17 protein-coding genes and 1 riboswitch are annotated in these 17,333 nt (G+C 37.4%); of the genes, 13 read left to right on the top strand and 4 right to left on the bottom strand.

Going from position 1 to position 17,333, the window contains the following annotated elements; translation table 11 throughout:
* Window positions 1-14: 14 nt before the first annotated feature.
* Both ACH0CI_RS15215 and ACH0CI_RS15210 read left to right on the top strand, forming a co-directional pair.
* Window positions 15-1,148, top strand: coding sequence for a zinc-dependent alcohol dehydrogenase (locus ACH0CI_RS15215; protein WP_406901758.1), 1,134 nt, complete (start codon window positions 15-17; stop codon window positions 1,146-1,148).
* A 240-nt stretch (window positions 1,149-1,388) separates the two neighbouring features.
* The gene (locus ACH0CI_RS15210) at window positions 1,389-1,583 is read left to right on the top strand and encodes a hypothetical protein (RefSeq protein ID WP_335708375.1); all 195 of its coding nucleotides are present in this window, start codon (window positions 1,389-1,391) and stop codon (window positions 1,581-1,583) included.
* Between the two features lie 115 nt (window positions 1,584-1,698).
* Here ACH0CI_RS15210 and liaG read toward each other — a convergent pair whose 3' ends face one another.
* Complete coding sequence (gene liaG / locus ACH0CI_RS15205) at window positions 1,699-2,571, bottom strand: LiaG family protein (RefSeq protein ID WP_406901756.1); 873 nt, start codon at window positions 2,569-2,571, stop codon at window positions 1,699-1,701.
* 389 nt (window positions 2,572-2,960) lie between these two features.
* A riboswitch (purine riboswitch) is annotated at window positions 2,961-3,062 on the top strand.
* Window positions 3,063-3,200: 138 nt separating this feature from the next.
* Here liaG and ACH0CI_RS15200 point away from each other — a divergent pair.
* The 5 genes from ACH0CI_RS15200 (at window position 3,201) to bioA (ending at window position 8,954) form a co-directional block, all read left to right on the top strand.
* On the top strand, window positions 3,201-4,394 hold the full coding sequence (locus ACH0CI_RS15200) for a NupC/NupG family nucleoside CNT transporter (RefSeq protein WP_028412102.1): 1,194 nt from the start codon (window positions 3,201-3,203) through the stop codon (window positions 4,392-4,394).
* A 314-nt stretch (window positions 4,395-4,708) separates the two neighbouring features.
* Window positions 4,709-6,145 carry an amino acid permease gene (locus ACH0CI_RS15195; protein WP_335708207.1) on the top strand — a complete coding sequence of 479 codons (1,437 nt, stop codon included), beginning with the start codon at window positions 4,709-4,711 and terminating at the stop codon, window positions 6,143-6,145.
* 137 nt (window positions 6,146-6,282) lie between these two features.
* Entirely contained in the window at window positions 6,283-6,846 is a 564-nt protein-coding gene (locus ACH0CI_RS15190) for a biotin transporter BioY (RefSeq protein ID WP_406901754.1), read from the top strand.
* Window positions 6,847-6,877: 31 nt separating this feature from the next.
* Window positions 6,878-7,600, top strand: a complete 723-nt coding sequence (gene bioD / locus ACH0CI_RS15185; protein WP_406901753.1) for a dethiobiotin synthase — start codon at window positions 6,878-6,880, stop codon at window positions 7,598-7,600.
* On the top strand, window positions 7,581-8,954 hold the full coding sequence (gene bioA / locus ACH0CI_RS15180) for an adenosylmethionine--8-amino-7-oxononanoate transaminase (protein ID WP_406901752.1): 1,374 nt from the start codon (window positions 7,581-7,583) through the stop codon (window positions 8,952-8,954). Before bioD ends, bioA begins: the two co-directional genes overlap by 20 nt.
* A 79-nt stretch (window positions 8,955-9,033) precedes the next feature.
* Here the strand turns inward: bioA and ACH0CI_RS15175 are convergent, their stop codons facing one another.
* Entirely contained in the window at window positions 9,034-9,216 is a 183-nt protein-coding gene (locus ACH0CI_RS15175; protein WP_013081858.1) for a YolD-like family protein, read from the bottom strand.
* 376 nt (window positions 9,217-9,592) lie between these two features.
* Between ACH0CI_RS15175 and ACH0CI_RS15170 the strand changes: the two genes are divergently transcribed.
* On the top strand, window positions 9,593-10,258 hold the full coding sequence (locus ACH0CI_RS15170; RefSeq protein WP_028412106.1) for a TerC family protein: 666 nt from the start codon (window positions 9,593-9,595) through the stop codon (window positions 10,256-10,258).
* A gap of 130 nt (window positions 10,259-10,388) precedes the next feature.
* Entirely contained in the window at window positions 10,389-10,526 is a 138-nt protein-coding gene (locus ACH0CI_RS15165) for a hypothetical protein (RefSeq protein ID WP_165802478.1), read from the top strand.
* A 74-nt stretch (window positions 10,527-10,600) separates the two neighbouring features.
* On the opposite strand, the gene ACH0CI_RS15160 is transcribed toward ACH0CI_RS15165, so the two are convergent.
* Window positions 10,601-11,869: a dicarboxylate/amino acid:cation symporter gene (locus tag ACH0CI_RS15160; protein WP_050689285.1), complete on the bottom strand. Its 1,269-nt coding sequence runs from the start codon at window positions 11,867-11,869 to the stop codon at window positions 10,601-10,603.
* A 146-nt stretch (window positions 11,870-12,015) separates the two neighbouring features.
* On the bottom strand, window positions 12,016-13,074 hold the full coding sequence (locus ACH0CI_RS15155) for a DctP family TRAP transporter solute-binding subunit (RefSeq protein ID WP_033578117.1): 1,059 nt from the start codon (window positions 13,072-13,074) through the stop codon (window positions 12,016-12,018).
* Window positions 13,075-13,182: 108 nt separating this feature from the next.
* On the opposite strand from ACH0CI_RS15155, the gene ACH0CI_RS15150 reads away from it, so the two are divergent.
* The 4 genes from ACH0CI_RS15150 (at window position 13,183) to gdh (ending at window position 17,333) form a co-directional block, all read left to right on the top strand.
* Window positions 13,183-14,751 (top strand): ATP-binding protein, encoded by a 1,569-nt coding sequence (locus tag ACH0CI_RS15150; RefSeq protein ID WP_335708172.1) that lies wholly within the window; start codon window positions 13,183-13,185, stop codon window positions 14,749-14,751.
* A 12-nt stretch (window positions 14,752-14,763) separates the two neighbouring features.
* The gene (locus tag ACH0CI_RS15145) at window positions 14,764-15,450 is read left to right on the top strand and encodes a response regulator (RefSeq protein WP_335708173.1); all 687 of its coding nucleotides are present in this window, start codon (window positions 14,764-14,766) and stop codon (window positions 15,448-15,450) included.
* 219 nt (window positions 15,451-15,669) lie between these two features.
* A complete protein-coding gene (locus tag ACH0CI_RS15140) occupies window positions 15,670-16,530 on the top strand; it encodes a RhaT/GlcU family sugar-proton symporter (protein ID WP_028412111.1) in 861 nt (286 codons plus the stop codon).
* Window positions 16,531-16,547: 17 nt separating this feature from the next.
* Window positions 16,548-17,333: a glucose 1-dehydrogenase gene (gene gdh / locus ACH0CI_RS15135; RefSeq protein ID WP_195695286.1), complete on the top strand. Its 786-nt coding sequence runs from the start codon at window positions 16,548-16,550 to the stop codon at window positions 17,331-17,333.

The following is a 17,333-nucleotide window of genomic DNA, read 5'->3' as shown; positions in this document are numbered from 1 at the left end:
ACTGGAGGGTTAAAATGAAAGCGGTAACGTATCAAGGGCCTAATCAGGTGAAAGTAGCAGAAGTAGAAGATGCGAAGTTAGAGAAGAAAGATGACATTGTCATTAAAATAACGTCAACGGCTATTTGTGGTTCTGATCTGCATTTATATCAAGGAAGCATGCCATTGCCTCACGGTTATATTATTGGTCATGAACCAATGGGAATTGTGGAAGAAGTAGGGCAGGATGTTACAAGAGTAAAAAAAGGAGATCGCGTTATTATTCCGTTTAACGTAGCGTGCGGACAGTGTGCCTACTGTAAGGATGATTTAACGAGCCAATGTGACAATTCTAATCCACATTATGATTCTGGGGGCTATTTTGGATATACAGAAAAATTTGGAAATCATCCAGGAGGTCAAGCTGAATATTTAAAAGTGCCGTTTGGGAATTTCACACCGTTTGTGATTCCAGAATCGTGCGAATTAGAAGATGAATCGCTTCTTTTTTTATCAGATGTGCTTCCAACTGCTTATTGGAGTGTAGAGCATGCGGATGTTAAAAAAGGAGATACCGTTATCGTACTCGGCTGCGGGCCAGTAGGGTTAATGGCTCAAAAGTTTGCTTGGATGAAAGGTGCCAAACGGGTTATCGCAGTAGATCATGTTCCATACCGAATACAGCATGCAAAGAAAATGAATGCCGTAGAAACCTTTGATTTTACAGAATACCCAGATATGGGAGAGCATTTAAAAGAAATCACAAAAGGCGGAGCTGATGTGGTGATTGACTGTGTAGGTATGGATGGCAAAAAGTCGCCCCTTGAATACATTGAACAAAAATTAAAGCTTCAAGGCGGAACGCTCGGACCTATTCAAATTGCGACAAAAGCCGTTCGTAAATGTGGAACCGTCCAAATCACCGGGGTATACGGAAGCAACTATAACAGTTTTCCGTTAGGAGCATTTTTTGCTCGAAATGTAACTCTCAAAATGGGGCAAGCTCCTGTCATTCCGATTATGCCAAAATTATATGATCAAATTGTAAAAGGAGAATTCGATCCAAAAGAAATTATTACTCATAAAGTCGCTTTAGAAGACGCAGCTAATGCCTACAAAATCTTTAATGATCATCAAGATAACTGCATTAAAGTCATTTTAAAACCTTAAAATGTCATGTCTATTAGATAAAGATTCCTGAGCAGTGAAGCTCGGGAATTTTTTATGTATGTAAAGTGGTGGAGGAAAATAATGAACGATTGGATGGTTGATTTTACATAATTTAGCTTTATGATAGAAAGAGAAGATATAGCGCTTTCATATTCTGATTAAATTGTGCTGCTTAAAATGAAATAAATAACATCTTGGTATTTAGTCTTATTCAATCACCGAAATATGGAGGAGAGAAGAATGAAATTAGCATTGCTTCTTGTCATTATTATCGGCGTTGCTGCCCTTACAGGTACGATCAGTGCTGCAAAGAAAGTAGATGAAGATTACGGGAAATCTAAAAAGAAAAGTATAGTGAATTTATCTATTATTTACGGAGTTGTATTCATAGGATCAATCGTAGGAGTAGCATGGTATATTGCAGTGAGACCATAAATAAAGAGGTTGAGACATGATTAAATGAACCGAATCTAAAGACGAACCATTAATCAACATGTTTGACTAATGGTTCGTCTTGCAATTGGGTTAAAATACTTTTGTCCTAGCCTCTTTATTTTGATTCCAAGGTTAATTCTCCGCTTGAAACAGCTATATCGACCGAATATTTTCCATTTCTGTATTTTCCTTTTAATACATTCTCTGTTATCGTTGCATTGTTTAACTTAAAATTGTTGTTAATGTCACCACCGCTGCTTACTTTTCCATTCACTTTAAAACCAGCGCTTTTCGGAAGAACCAGCACGGCATCTCCGGATCCTACATCTACAGAAACGGCCTCTTCTAGCTTTTTAAAATCCATATAGAGATCACCAGATCCAATGCGCGCCTGAAGTTTTCCTTGATAGTTTGTTCCTTTAATTTCCCCAGAGCCGACAGCAAATTTAGCCGTTTGGGTCTCGACATTACTCAGCTGTAAATCTCCAGAATTAACATCCGTACGAAGAGAGGTGCTCATCAAGTTTGAAATGCTTGCATTTCCAGAACCTACTTTAATCGACACATCTTTCAGCTGAAGCGCTTGTTCAGGATGTGTAGCAATTTGAAGGTCCCCCGAACCTACGTTAAGCGCAAGGTTATGGTGATAATCTTTAGGAATGTAGATTGTTACTTTTGTGTTTGAAAAAATAGAAAGCCATTGAAAGGGACTTTTTTGATACGCGACAACTAGGGTGTCTCCATTTTGCTTTACATCTACTTTTCCTTTACCTTCTACTTTTGTTTTAATATCTTGACGATCTTGCGGAACGACCGTTGTACTAATGCTTGGAGAGTCGATTTGAATACGCTGAATATCACTTGATAATGCCGCTTCAGACTTGGACGTCTTGAATGAACTTAACGACCAGGAGGAAGGCGCAAACGCAGTAGAAAAGAGGACTGCCGTACCACCTATCACTAAAATAAAAGCCAATATTTTTTTCACGTTATAACCCGCTTTCTACCTATAATTAAATTTGTTTTCTTCTACCATAAAGTGTAAAATGAAAACCGGTTAATTTCAACGAACAGCAGGATTATTTTTTTCTACGTCTCAAGTCGTAAAAATGAAATGTTTTTTGTGAGGAGTTAAATGAAAAGCGAAGTAGAGATTTAAACATACTCATCAAAGAATTAATTTCTTTATTTCAAAAACAGGAAAATAATTGAGTTAAAAGAATGATTAAATTCACTTTTTTTGTGTGATTTTCCGATGAGTAGTTCAAAAGAAGTAATAAATAAATAGAATTTTCATACCAATTTTATTATTCCGAAAAACCTTTAAAGTGTTGATTATTGAAAAAATAAAGGGTAGAATTTGTTCATATCAATTGAATACAGCTAAGATTACGATCTTGTATATTATCAGTAATATGGTCTGATAGTCTCTACCTAGTAACCGTAAAAAACTAGACTACAAGAAAGTTTGGATATAAGCAGCAAAAAGAAGGGCGTATTCTCATGAATACAGTCTTCTTTCAAAGCTCTTACTTTTCATACTTTCTGTTATTGTCAGAATTTATGAAAAGTAAGAGCTTTTTTTGTTTTTCAAATACACACCTGGGAGTGGCTTTCATGTACTTTTTATTAAATTTATTAGGCGTTTTTGTAGTAATGGGCGTCGTCTTCTTATGTTCTCCTAAAAAGAAAGAAATAAAGTGGCGTCCGATTGCTTCACTATTAGTCGTTGAAGTCCTCATTACTTGGTTTATGTTAGGAACTTCAATAGGAACATGGATCATTAATAAGATTGCTTCGTTCTTTACTTGGCTGATTTCCTGTGCCAACGATGGAATTGCCTTTGCGTTTCCATCCGTAATGGGAAATCAAACGGTTGACTTTTTCTTCAGTGCATTACTGCCTATCATCTTTGTCGTGACGTTCTTTGATATTTTATCTTACTTTGGTATTTTAACGTGGATTATTGATAAAGTAGGCTGGGTCATTTCGAAAGTTTCTCGCTTGCCTAAATTAGAAAGCTTTTTCGCTATCCAAATGATGTTCTTAGGAAATACGGAAGCATTAGCAGTTATTCGTAATCAGCTTTCTGTGTTAAAGGACAACCGTTTGCTTACGTTTGGAATTATGAGTATGAGCAGTATTAGCGGATCTATTATCGGTGCTTATTTAACGATGGTTCCCGCTACGTACGTGTTTACAGCAATTCCACTGAACTGTTTAAACGCGCTTATTTTAGTGAGCTTATTGAATCCAGTTCATGTTACAAAAGAAGAAGATATGATTTACGTACCGCCAAAGTCAGAGAAAAAAGACTTTTTCTCTACCATTTCAAACAGTATGTTAGTCGGAATGAACATGGTCATTGTTATTTTAGCGATGGTTATTGGATATGTAGCTCTTACATCTGCGCTTAACGGTATTTTAGGCGTTATTGTAGACGGCTTGACTGTACAAAAGATTTTCTCTTACATCTTTAGTCCATTTGCATTCTTACTAGGGCTAACGGGACATGATGCCATGTACGTAGCTCAGCTGATGGGTATCAAGCTAGCAACAAATGAATTCGTGGCGATGATGGATTTGAAGAAAAATCTAGATACACTTCCACCGCATACGATTGCAGTTGCTACAACATTCTTAACATCTTTTGCTAACTTCAGTACTGTGGGTATGATTTATGGTACGTATAATTCTACGTTATCAGAAGGTAAATCAACGATTATTGGAAAAAACGTATGGAAACTGCTTGTGAGCGGTATCGCTGTTTCTTTATTAAGTGCTATGATTGTTGGATTGTTTGTTTGGTAAAAAGTGAAAAAGCTGTGCTTTCGTCTTCGAAAGCACAGCTTTTTTCTTGTTGTATCATCTATTCATTTGAAGAAAAACGCTTATGAATATCAACAGTAAAAGGAAATCACACTATTCAAGAAAAATTCATTTTACTTTTGCAGAAAAACATTTTAAATCTAGTGAGCATTATGTTAAGATTACAAAAGGCTGTTTCATTTAAATTGAGAACACCGCATAAATATGTAAGTAAATATGCATAGAAAACAAAGGTTTATTAATTTTTTTCTAGGTAATATCTCGTAATAAATAGGTTGAAAGGAAATGTCGTTAATATGATAGAAGGACAACAGCAAACAAATGAATTAAAAAAGACGATGAAAAGCAGACATTTGTTTATGATTTCGCTCGGCGGGGTTATCGGTACAGGTTTCTTTTTAGGAACAGGATACACGATTAGCCAAGCAGGGGCGATTGGAGCTATCCTTTCGTTTATCGTAGGTGGCTTCATTATGTACTTAACAATGCTTTGCTTAGGGGAACTTGCAGTAGCAATGCCAGTTTCTGGTTCGTTTCAGACATATACAACAAAATTTATTGGCCCTGGCGTTGGTTTTGCTTTTGGATGGTTATATTGGTTGGGCTGGGCTGTAACGGTTGCATTAGAATTTTTGTCAGCAGGTCAGCTTATGCAAAGATGGTTTCCTGATTCTCCTGTATGGATCTGGTGTGCTATATTTGCGCTTTTATTATTTTCATTAAATGCACTGTCAGCTAAAGCGTTTGGTGAAGCGGAGTTTTGGTTCGCCAGCATTAAAGTGTTAGCTATTATTTTATTTATCGTACTTGGTGGAGCTGCTATGTTTGGTTTTCTTCCATTAAGCAATGGAGACAGCGCGCCGTTTTTCTCTAACTATACGTCTCACGGTGTGTTTCCTCACGGAATTAGTGCCGTGCTGATTACGATGATTACCGTTAACTTCTCGTTCCAAGGTACGGAGCTTATTGGTGTAGCGGCTGGGGAAAGTGAAAACCCAGACAAGACTGTACCAAGAGCAATTAAACAAACGGTATGGAGAACGCTTGTATTTTTTGTACTAGCTGTAGCTGTCTTAGCGGGGATGATTCCGCTTGAAAAAGCAGGCGTAGTTGAAAGTCCATTTGTTGTTGTATTTGACCAAATTGGTATCCCATACGCAGCGGACATTATGAACTTTGTTATCCTAACGGCACTGTTATCTGTAGCTAACTCAGGTCTTTATGCAGCAACGCGTATGCTGTATTCATTGTCAAAAGATAACATGGCAAGTTCAGCTTTCATGAAAGTAAATAAACGCGGTGTGCCGATGAACGCCTTGCTTTTAACATTAGGCATTGCACTTTTATCTTTGCTTTCAGGATTCTTTGCTCAAGAAACAGTATTTGTATGGCTTATTTCTGCAGCGGGTTTAGGTGCACAAATTGGCTGGATTACAATCGCTGCATCACTGCTTGCATTTAGAAAAAGATATATAAATCAAGGAGGGCAAATCGAGGATTTAAAATTCAAAGTCCCTCTTTACCCGGTATTACCTTTAATCGCATTAGTATTAAATACGATTGTACTTGGAAGCATGGCATTTGATGCAGAGCAGCGAATGGCACTGTATGTCGGTATTCCACTAGCGCTGCTGTTTTATGCTTATTATCATGCACGTGTAAAAAAGAAAGTTGATTTATCTATCAGCCGTCAAGAAGTGCAGCTTAAAGACGACAAAAAGGTAATTTTATAAAAATCAAAAAGACGCAAAAGCCCAGGTTTTTGCGTCTTTTTTTATATTTTATTTGTAAACTTAAATTAAAATTAAGTTGACAAATAAAAAGAGATTATTGCAAACTTAAAGCAGCGAACAGAGAAAGGAGGGTGAACATGAAAACGAGAACAATGGCGTATGTTTCTTTATTTGCTGCTTTAACGGCGATTGGTGCATTTATAAAAATTCCTATTCCCTACATACCGTTTACTCTTCAAATTGTTCCTGTCTATTTAGCCGGGGCGCTGCTAGGACCGCGTTTAGGTTTGTATAGTCAGCTATGCTACATAGGTATTGGGTTAATCGGTGTTCCGGTTTTTGCAGAAGGAGGAGGTTTAGGGTATATCTTCAAACCAACGTTTGGCTATTTAATTGGCTATGTTGCAGGGTCATTTATGAACGGCTACCTTATTCAAAAATATGACTTAAAGAAACCTTTTTCTATCTTTTCAGCTAACTTATCTACGTTAGCTATTGTGTATGCAGTCGGCTGCTTCTGGCTTTACGGAGCAATGAAATGGATAGTTGAAAAGCCACTTTCACTGAGTGATACACTTCTTTTTGGAGCTGTTTTGCCAATGCCTGGAGATCTTTTATTGTGCATTTTATGTTCAGTGCTGATTCACCGAATGAAGCCTCAATTTAGCCGTTTATCATCAAAGCGGGCTAAAGCGGGGTAATGAAGACATAGAAAAAAGAGGAGGAAAGAAAGTGGGCAAAGCGTATTTTATTACGGGAACTGGAACAGATATTGGTAAAACGCTGGTGACAAGCATTTTGTATAAAGTACTTAGCCGTCTAGGAATAAAAACGACAATTTGCAAACCGTTTCAAACCGGCTACCAAGATGAAATCGGAGGTTATCCAGATATTCACTGGTTTGAAACAAGGCTCGGAGTAACAAATACAGGTATTTATCAGTTAAAGCCAGAGACGTCTCCTCACTTGGCTATTAAACTGAGCAATAGGCAAGTAGAGCCTTCAATCGTCTTAAAGCGCATTAATGAATTAAAAAAGGCATTTGACGTAGTACTCGTGGAAGGAGCGGGAGGACTTGCCGTACCTTTAATTGAAGAGGAAACAACGTTTTATATGACAAAAGATTTGATCCTAGATGCACAAATGTCGGTTATTGCTGTTGGAACAACGGAATTAGGAGCTATTCACAATGCGCTTTCTACCTTTTCATATGCAAGTGAGCATCATCTTAAAATCAACGGACTCATTTTTAATCGTTTTAATCACAGCAGTATCATTCATAAAGACAATGTTCGAACGATTGAAAAGCTGCTTCAAGTCTCTTCTTTAATGACTGTACCTGTATTTACTCATATCGATGAAGAGTTAGAAGCATATATTGAGAAATTGGTGAGGCAAAAAAGTGTGATTCAACATATTCAGGAGGTGTTTGACTGTGTCGTATCAAAAAGCTGAGCTGGAAAAATGGGATAAAGAATATGTATGGCATCCCTTTACACAAATGAAAGCTTACCGTGAATCGAATCCCCTTATCATTGAAAGAGGAGAGGGAAGCTATTTGTATGACGTAGCGGGAAACAAATATTTAGATGGATACGCTTCTCTATGGGTGAACGTGCATGGACATAATGATCCGGAATTAAATACAGCTTTACATATACAAGTGGAGAAATTAGCGCATTCTACGCTGCTTGGATCGGCAAACGTTCCATCCATTTTGTTAGCTAAAAAGCTAGCTGAAATTACTCCTGGCAGCTTATCGAAAGTATTCTATTCTGATACAGGCTCTGCCGCTGTTGAAATTGCGTTGAAAATTGCCTATCAATATTGGCAAAATCTCGACTCTGCAAAGTACAAAAACAAAAGTAAATTTATCTCATTGAATGAGGCATATCACGGAGATACAATCGGGGCAGTCAGTGTAGGAGGCATGGATTTATTTCATCGCATCTTTAAGCCTTTACTGTTTGAACGCATTCCCACACCTTCTCCTTACATCTACCGTATGGACGGGTTCGAAACCGAAGAGCAAGCTTCAGCTTACTGTATTCACCAGCTGGAGAAGCTCTTGCAGAACAACGGAGAAGAAGTAGCCGGCTTGATTATTGAACCGCTTGTGCAAGGAGCAGCGGGTATTATTACTCATCCTCCCGGTTTTTTAAAACAAGTAGAGCGTCTGTGCAAAGCGTACGGGGTATTGCTCATTTGTGATGAAGTAGCTGTCGGATTCGGGCGAACAGGAACGATGTTTGCATGTGAACAAGAAGACGTAGTACCAGACATTATGTGTGTAGGAAAAGGGATCACAGGAGGATATATGCCGCTTGCTGCTACGTTAACAAGCGAACAGATATTTAATGCTTTTTTAGCTCATCCAGATGAAAATAAAACGTTCTTTCATGGACATACGTATACGGGAAATCAATTGGCCTGTACAGTAGCGCTTAGAAATATTGAACTGATAGAAGAAAGAGAGTTAATCCGTAGTGTAAAAGAAAGGTCGAAAGTTTTTAAACGTTATCTATTAAAGCTTTATGAACTGCCTAACGTGGGAGACATTAGACAAAGAGGATTAATGGCAGGAATCGAGGTTGTCAAAGACCGCCAAACAAAGTCTATTTTTGAAGATAAAAAAGTGATGGGAGATATTATTTTAGCGGCTCGCCAAAAAGGTTTAATTATCAGAGAGATAGGTCCTGTAATTACGATGATGCCTATTCTTTCAATGACGGACGAAGAATTAAAAACAATGGTTGAAATTGTATATGAATCAATTAAAGAAGTAATCGCACGCTATACAGTGAGTTAAATAAAAAGAGACTAAGACAAAAATATTTTATTTAATTGAAAAAAGATCCGAACGATTCATCGTTCGGATCTTTTTTCAATCAATAAATGTTTTTAATACTTGATAGTCGCAGTGATCGCACATGCTGATTTTCATCTTTTAATAGAAGAGTTTGTTCGAGCAAGTTTAAGTTTTGAATATAACCTTTGACCGTTTGAACAAAACCGTTGTTTTGATAGTTAATAGTTAGTAATTTATTCGTTTTTAATGCTTTTAAAATCATACCTGTTTTCTCCCTTCTTATATCGCAGTTGACGAAAAACTACAAAATAATGAAGAAGCATTGGAGGCTTGTATTATTTATAAAAATTACTCTATTTTTTATAAATGCTCTCCTGCTACTAATAGTAGAGAATGATGGTGAAAAACAGATGAAAGATAAAGAATAAGGTTTGATTTATTGTAATGAACTGACTTTTCCTTTACAAATACCTATTTCAAATTTCTTTTTAGTGATAAAATACTGTTAGTGAAATAACTACTTCTTTTCATTAAAGGGTAAGAACGCGTTATATTGATAGAGTTTTAGTTCTCTATTTCTAGTAATGAAATAAGAGATAGAGAAATAGACTAATAAAAATCAATCAAGGAGTTTTTTTATGGATCAGAGTTTTATTTTAAATCTTTTAGAAATTTTACTGATTAACATTGTACTGAGTGGCGATAACGCAGTCGTGATTGCTTTAGCTTGTCGGAATCTTCCGGACGAGCATCGAAACAAAGCGGTTGTTTTCGGTACATTAGGAGCGGTTGTATTACGTGTAGGGCTAACGTTTGTCGCTGTATATTTATTAACAATCCCATTTTTAAATTTCATCGGAGGCCTGCTGCTTCTATGGATTGCGATTAGTCTTTTAAAAGGGGAAGATGACGGAGATATTAAAGCGAATTCAACTCTAGCAGGTGCTATTAAAACAATTATTATAGCGGATCTTGTTATGAGTTTAGATAACGTAGTAGCGGTTGCGGGTGCGGCCAACGGCAGTATTCTACTCATTATCCTTGGTCTTGTTATCAGCATTCCGTTAATCATTTGGGGAAGTCAGCTTTTAATGAAAATCATGGAAAAATTCCCGATTATCATCATTGCCGGAGCAGCGCTTCTTGGCTATACTGCTGGTGAAATGATCTTTAAAGACAAAGCGGTAGGACATGTATTAGAAGGGTTAAATCCGCATTTGCATACAATTGTTCCTATTTTGTTAGCTATTTTAGTTGTTGTTGTTGGGAAACTTAGCGGACGTTCTAAAAAAGAAACGCATTAATCCTAAAAAAGAGGCTGGGACAAAAGTATTTAAGATGAAATGAAAAACGAACCACTAATCAATTTTGATTGGTGGTTCGTTTTTTTGTTGTGGTGAACGTAGGCTTCATTTGTTTAGATCCTTCTAGCAGTTGATTGGAGGACAAGGCGAAGACTCCTGCGGGAAAAGCGGAACAGATGAGACCCCGCAGGAGCGTACGCGACGAGGAGGCTCATCGGCCGCCCGCGGAAAGCGAAGTCTTGTACGGAAATCAACTGCGGTGTCATAAGCGGTTCAGCTCATGTATCCCATTTATTCGTCTTTAGATTGGATTCATTTGGCTATGTCTCAACTTCTTTTTTATTATTTAGCTAATGGAGGTGCGGAATTAACGTCTTGTATCGTCTCTACAGGAGGATGAAATTCATTTTCCATTTTCGATACAACTACAGTTGCTACACCATTTCCAATTAAGTTTGTAATGGCACGAGCTTCCGACATGAAGCGGTCTACCCCGATTAACAGCGCGATTCCTTCAACTGGAATCATTGGGAATGCAGCAAGCGTAGCTGCTAGTGTAATAAATCCAGAGCCAGTGACTCCGGCCGCTCCTTTAGACGTTAGCATTAAAATACCAAGTAGCGTAATCTCTTGCATTAACGACAGGTCGACTCCATACGCTTGAGCGATAAAGATAGCAGCCATGGATAAGTAGATTGCTGTTCCATCTAGGTTAAATGAGTAACCAGTTGGAATGACAAGTCCTACTACAGATTTTGAACATCCGTACTTCTCCATTTTGTCCATCATTTTTGGCAGTGCAGATTCCGAAGAAGACGTACCTAATACAAGTAGAATTTCTTCTTTAATAAAAGCAATGAATTTAAAAATATTAAATCCATAAATCTTAGCAATGGTTCCAAGTACAAATACAATAAATAAGAACATAGTAATGTAAACAGATCCCATTAAGAAACCGAGTTTTTGAAGAGAGCCTATTCCAAAGTTACCGATCGTATAAGCCATCGCTCCGAACGCCGCAATAGGTGAAAGTTTCATAATCATATTAACAATTCCAAAGAAAATATCTGTACAGCGTTCAAAGAATGTAATGACAGGAGCCGCTTTTTCGCCGAGTGTAGCTGTAGCCATTCCAAATAGTACGGCAAAGAATAAGATTGGCAATAATTCACCATTTGCCATTGCGCCAAATACGCTGTCTGGAATAATTCCCATGATAAACTCCATAAAGCCATGCTCCGCTTCAGCTGCTTGCTGCGTATATTGAGTAACATCAGCTCCGTTTGCGCCATTGATATTAAAGCCAGCCCCAGGCTTGATAAAGTTTACAACGATAATTCCAATTGCTAAGGCAAAAGTAGTGACAATCTCAAAGTATAAAAGAGCTTTACCTCCAATTCGTCCCACTTTCTTTAAATCTCCCATGCTTCCGATACCGATGACCACTGTTAAGAAAATAATTGGGGCAATCACCATCTTAATTAATTTAATGAAGATATCAGCCAATACTTTTAATTTAGCTCCAAATTCAGGAAACATAAAGCCAATTGCAATACCAAGAAGGATACCAATGACAACTTGAACAGTTAGGTTTTTAAAACTTAATTTCATATGTAATGCTCCTTTCGAGAATGTTTTTTGTTAACGCTTACATTATTCTTATCCTTATATTAACTGATAATTTTAACTATTTATATTTCTGGTGATAATGTTCTTTTTGGTCATTTTGGTCAAAAAAAGTGATGAACATATAGTCATCACTTTTTGCTTTCGATATTTTTTATTTGCTGAATGATATCAAGCGTTTGTTTTGTTGCATTGGCTTCAAACGATTGATAAAGAGAGTTAAACTGCTTTTTCCATTCGGCTTTCTGTGTATCATTTAAGTAATAAACGCGCATGCCAGATTTATTTTTTATTTGCTGCAGCTGTTCATCGTTCATCATTTTTGATTGAGTCCAAATCCAGTTCGTTGTTTCTACCATGGCATCACTTAATAGTTGTTTTACATCTTCAGGGAGGCTGTCCCAATATTTTTGATCCATTAAAACAGCATAGCCCAAGTATCCATGGTTGCTGATGGTCATATATTTTTGCAGCTCGTACAAACGTTTTGAATAAATATTAGAAATCGTATTTTCCTGTCCATCAAATTCCTGTCGTTCAAGGGATTGATATACTTTATTAAACGAGACAGCCTGAGGCTTAGCGCCAAGAAGTTCGAATTGTTTTTTGATTACTTCACTTGGCATAATGCGAAATGTTTGACCTTGAAAATCTGCTGGATGGAGCAAAGGTTTTGTATTGCTGGTCATTTGTTTAAAGCCGTTGCTCCATAAAGCAAGCCCTTTAATGTTTTTCTCTTGCAGCGTACTCAACAAATCCTGTCCGATTTTCCCGGTAAACACTTGTTTTGCCTCGCTGTAATCATCGAAAATGAAGGGGAGATCAAAAAGTTGCCACGTAGGGGAAAGGTCGGTTAGCTTTGAAATAGAAGGCGCAATCATTTGTACATCGTTTCGGCGCAGAGCGGCAAGTTCTTCGTCGTCTGAATACAATACACCGTTTGAATATACTTCAATTTTAACTTTACCATCCGATTTTTGATTAACGATTTCAGCGAATTTTTGAGCGGCTAAGCCTTTTGGAGTGTTCTCAGCTACAACGTGGCTAAAATTAATCACAATTTGCTTATTTAATCCTTTTTGCTCATCGTCATGATACACATTATCCTGATTTATAACCGTATACTGCAAAAAAACATAGATCATCAAGAAAACGCTAACAATGATACTTGCCCCTATAAACATCTTCAAAATGTCCAACCCCGCGATTCAATAATTTTTCTCTACAAATATTCTAACACGCAATTTCTCAACGTGGTAAAATTAAAATAAACTTCAATCAGCAGTAGGTGTTCCGCTATGATGCGCTTATCGATGCAAACGAAAATGACGGGGCTAATCTTTTTTATCGTGGTCTTTTCGTTGTTTTTAGCAAGTATTGTCGTGATTAATAATTTTGTGCAGTCAAAAGAAAATGATTTAGAGCAAAGGGCTTTGATCACTTCGAGAACAGTTGCTGAAATGCCTGAAATTCGAGAGAAAATTGAAAAAGATAGCAAGAACATTAATCAAATTGTAGAGCCGATTCGCATTATTCACGGTGCTTATTATGTAGTCGTTATGAATATGAATCACGAACGTTTGTCTCACCCTTTGCAAAGCATGATTGGGAAAATTTCCAAAGGAGAGGACGAGGGCCAGGCGTTTGCAGAACATACTTATACTGATAAAGCAAAAGGAGAAGGCGGGATGGTCATTCGTTCTTTTGTTCCCGTTGTAAACGATCAGCATGAACAAGTAGGAGTCGTTGTCTCAGGCTACCTTCTTCCGAAATTTACAGAGGTTATTTTAAGTTTGAAAAAAGAAATTTTTCTCATCTCAGGTCTCGCTCTTTTTTTTGGAGGATGGGGAGCGTGGGCGCTTGCATCTCGTATTAAAAAAGAGATGTTTGAGCTTGAGCCTCATGAAATTGCTCGTTTGTTTGTAGAACGAACGGAGACTTTTAATGCCATGCATGAAGGAGTCATTGCCATTGATAAAGAGGAGAACATCACTATTTTTAATCATAAAGCGAAAATTATGATGGATGTACCTGATGAGGTAATTGGGAAAAAGATCTATGATGTGATTCCAGATACAAGACTGCCAGAAATTCTGCAGCTTAATCAGCCTGTTTATAATCGAGAGCTTCAAGTTCGCAATTTAAATATTTTAAGCAATCGTGTGCCGATTAAGGTTAATAATCACACAGTCGGTGCGGTCGCTATTTTTCAAGACAGAACAGAAGTTAAAAAATTAGCTGAAGAGTTAACAGGGGTTAAATCATTTGTAAGCGCTCTTAGAGTTCAAAACCATGAATACATGAATAAACTTCATACCATTGCAGGGCTTATCCAACTTGGAAATAAAGACAAGGCTCTTCAGTACGTTTTTCAAGTATCTGAACAGCAAGAAGAGCTCACCCAATTTCTTAATAAACATATTAAAGATGAAAGTATATCGGGATTGCTGTTAAGCAAAGTCAGCCGTGCCAAAGAACTTGGAATTGAGTTAGCTATCGATCGCCACAGCGAGCTTCACTCATTTCCTCCTTACTTAGATCATCATGATTTTGTAATTATTATTGGTAACTTAATTGAGAATGCTTTTGATTCGTATCAGCATATGGAGCGTCGTGAACGGAAGATCTATATAAGTATGGAACAAAGTGACGGCATTCTTTCTATATTAGTTGAAGATAACGGATGCGGCATGAATAAGAATCAAATAGAGAGAATCTTTGATGAAGGTTTTTCAACTAAAGCAAAGGAAAATAGAGGAATTGGTTTGCATTTAGTAAAACAAATTGTTGAAAAAGGAAACGGTCAGATCGAAGTAGAGTCAGAATTAGATGTTGGAACCACTTTTATCATTACATTCTTTTTATAGGGGGAGTGGGAAATGAATAAAAAAGAATGGACGGTGCTTCTCATAGAAGACGATCCTATGGTACAGGAAGTGAACCGCCAATTTATTGAACAAGTTGAAGGGTTCATCGTTATCGCGGCAGCTTCGAATGGTTTAGAAGGTATACAGCTCATTAAACAGCATCAGCCTGATCTAACAATCATTGATATGTATATGCCTAGTCAAGATGGCTTAACCACCTTACAGCAAATTCGAGCAAATGGCTATAAAACAGACGTGATAGCAGTTACGGCTGCAAGTGATATTGAAACGGTACGGAAAGTTCTTCAATACGGCGCGGTGGATTATATTATGAAGCCGTTCAACTTTGAGCGAATGAAGCAAGCGCTTGAGCAGTATCGTTCTTTTCAAGTTAAAATAAGTCAAAAAGAACATATTACTCAGTCTGAATTAGATTCTATGCTGTTTCAACAATTCGAAGAAAAACCCGATTTGCTTCCAAAAGGGCTAAATGCGGTTACGTTAAGGAGGATACAACAATATCTTTCCGAACAAAATCATCCGATTTCTGCTGAAGAAGTGGCGGACGGGGTAGGAATTGCGCGTGTTACAGCAAGAAGGTATTTAGAGTTTTTAGAACAGGAAAACGAGTTGAAATTATCAGTTGAATACGGCAGAGTGGGGAGACCTATTAATCGCTATATGTTAAAAATAAATTAAATCATACAGAACAGCTTTTATTTGGAAAAGCTGTTTTTTTGCGTTAGAAAGTATATCTTTTTCTCTCCTAGAACAAATTAAGGTATACAGTTTTCGCTATCCAAAGAATATTTCGTGCGGTCATTAATCCATAAAATGTCCCTGAAAAAGGATTAATGGCGGAAAAATTGGGGAATATGCACTTTGACATTTAATTTTAGCACAGGAAGGTTTTGAAACATGGACATATTTTTAGCCGTCTTACCAGCCATATTTTGGGGAAGCATTGTGCTTTTCAATGTGAAATTAGGCGGAGGACCTTATAGTCAAACGCTTGGAACCACATTGGGAGCCTTGATTTTCTCCATCGGTATTTATATTTTTGTACACCCTACGCTTACACCTTTAATCTTTGGTGTTGGAGTTGTATCAGGGTTATTTTGGGCAGTTGGACAAAGTAATCAGCTGAAAAGTATTGATTTAATTGGAGTTTCTAAAACGATGCCTATTTCAACGGGGCTTCAGTTAGTTTCCACTTCATTATTTGGAGTAATTGTGTTTCACGAGTGGTCTACAAAAACTTCAATCATTCTTGGTGTGCTCGCTCTTATCTTTATTATTGTAGGGATTGTTTTAGCATCACTTCAAAGCAAAGAAGAGAAAGAGGCTGAAGAAGGAAAAGGAAACTTCAAAAAAGGAATTGTTATTTTATTAATTTCAACCGTTGGTTATTTAGTTTATGTTGTAGTAGCCCGTCTATTTAATGTAGACGGATGGTCGGCTTTATTACCTCAAGCAATTGGTATGGTTATTGGAGGAGTATTGCTGACGTTTAAGCATAAGCCATTTAATAAATATGCAATTCGCAACATTATCCCAGGTCTTATTTGGGCCGCTGGTAATATGTTTTTATTCATCTCGCAACCTAAAGTAGGCGTAGCGACAAGCTTCTCGCTTTCCCAAATGGGAATCGTCATTTCAACTTTAGGCGGAATCATCATTTTAGGTGAGAAGAAAACGAAGCGTCAGCTGATTGGGATTATTATTGGAATTATACTGATCATCATAGCAGGAGTCATGTTAGGGCTCGCCAAAAGCTAACTAGGAGGGTATTAACAATGTATAAAGATTTAGAAGGAAAAGTAGTGGTCATAACAGGTTCATCTACAGGTTTAGGAAAAGCAATGGCGATTCGTTTTGCGACAGAAAAAGCCAAAGTAGTTGTGAATTATCGTTCTAAGGAAGAGGAAGCTAACAGCGTTTTAGAAGAAATTAAAAAAGTTGGCGGAGAAGCAATTGCTGTCAAAGGTGATGTAACAGTTGAGTCTGATGTAATCAATTTAGTTCAATCTGCAATTAAAGAATTTGGAAAGTTAGACGTTATGATTAATAACGCAGGACTAGAAAATCCGGTTTCATCTCATGAAATGTCTTTAAGCGATTGGAATAAAGTAATTGATACGAACTTAACGGGAGCTTTCTTAGGCAGCCGTGAAGCGATTAAATATTTTGTTGAAAATGATATTAAGGGAACAGTTATTAACATGTCGAGTGTTCACGAGAAAATTCCTTGGCCATTATTTGTTCATTATGCAGCAAGTAAAGGCGGTATGAAGCTTATGACTGAAACACTGGCATTAGAATACGCTCCAAAAGGTATTCGTGTAAATAACATTGGACCGGGAGCGATTAATACACCGATTAACGCTGAGAAATTTGCTGATCCTGAGCAGCGTGCAGATGTAGAAAGCATGATTCCAATGGGGTACATCGGAGAGCCGGAAGAAATTGCAGCAGTTGCTGCATGGCTAGCTTCTTCAGAGGCGAGTTATGTAACAGGAATTACGCTCTTTGCTGACGGCGGTATGACACAGTACCCATCATTCCAAGCAGGACGCGGATAA

The organism is Priestia sp. 179-F W1.4 NHS (assembly GCF_045369295.1).
In the GTDB taxonomy this organism is placed as follows: Bacteria; Bacillota; Bacilli; order Bacillales; family Bacillaceae_H; genus Priestia; species Priestia zanthoxyli.
Note: the sequence above shows the minus strand (reverse complement) of the source record. Positions and strands in the feature narration are given on the sequence as shown.

Bases quoted from the DNA above. Each gene is read 5' to 3' on its own strand.
- ACH0CI_RS15215 (WP_406901758.1), top strand. From the start codon at position 15: ATGAAAGCGGTAACGTATCAAGGGCCTAATCAGGTGAAAGTAGCAGAA.
- ACH0CI_RS15210 (WP_335708375.1), top strand. From the start codon at position 1,389: ATGAAATTAGCATTGCTTCTTGTCATTATTATCGGCGTTGCTGCCCTT.
- ACH0CI_RS15200 (WP_028412102.1), top strand. From the start codon at position 3,201: ATGTACTTTTTATTAAATTTATTAGGCGTTTTTGTAGTAATGGGCGTC.
- ACH0CI_RS15195 (WP_335708207.1), top strand. From the start codon at position 4,709: ATGATAGAAGGACAACAGCAAACAAATGAATTAAAAAAGACGATGAAA.
- ACH0CI_RS15190 (WP_406901754.1), top strand. From the start codon at position 6,283: ATGAAAACGAGAACAATGGCGTATGTTTCTTTATTTGCTGCTTTAACG.
- ACH0CI_RS15175 (WP_013081858.1), bottom strand. From the start codon at position 9,216: ATGATTTTAAAAGCATTAAAAACGAATAAATTACTAACTATTAACTAT.
- ACH0CI_RS15170 (WP_028412106.1), top strand. From the start codon at position 9,593: ATGGATCAGAGTTTTATTTTAAATCTTTTAGAAATTTTACTGATTAAC.
- ACH0CI_RS15160 (WP_050689285.1), bottom strand. From the start codon at position 11,869: ATGAAATTAAGTTTTAAAAACCTAACTGTTCAAGTTGTCATTGGTATC.
- ACH0CI_RS15150 (WP_335708172.1), top strand. From the start codon at position 13,183: ATGATGCGCTTATCGATGCAAACGAAAATGACGGGGCTAATCTTTTTT.
- ACH0CI_RS15145 (WP_335708173.1), top strand. From the start codon at position 14,764: ATGAATAAAAAAGAATGGACGGTGCTTCTCATAGAAGACGATCCTATG.
- ACH0CI_RS15140 (WP_028412111.1), top strand. From the start codon at position 15,670: ATGGACATATTTTTAGCCGTCTTACCAGCCATATTTTGGGGAAGCATT.
- gdh (WP_195695286.1), top strand. From the start codon at position 16,548: ATGTATAAAGATTTAGAAGGAAAAGTAGTGGTCATAACAGGTTCATCT.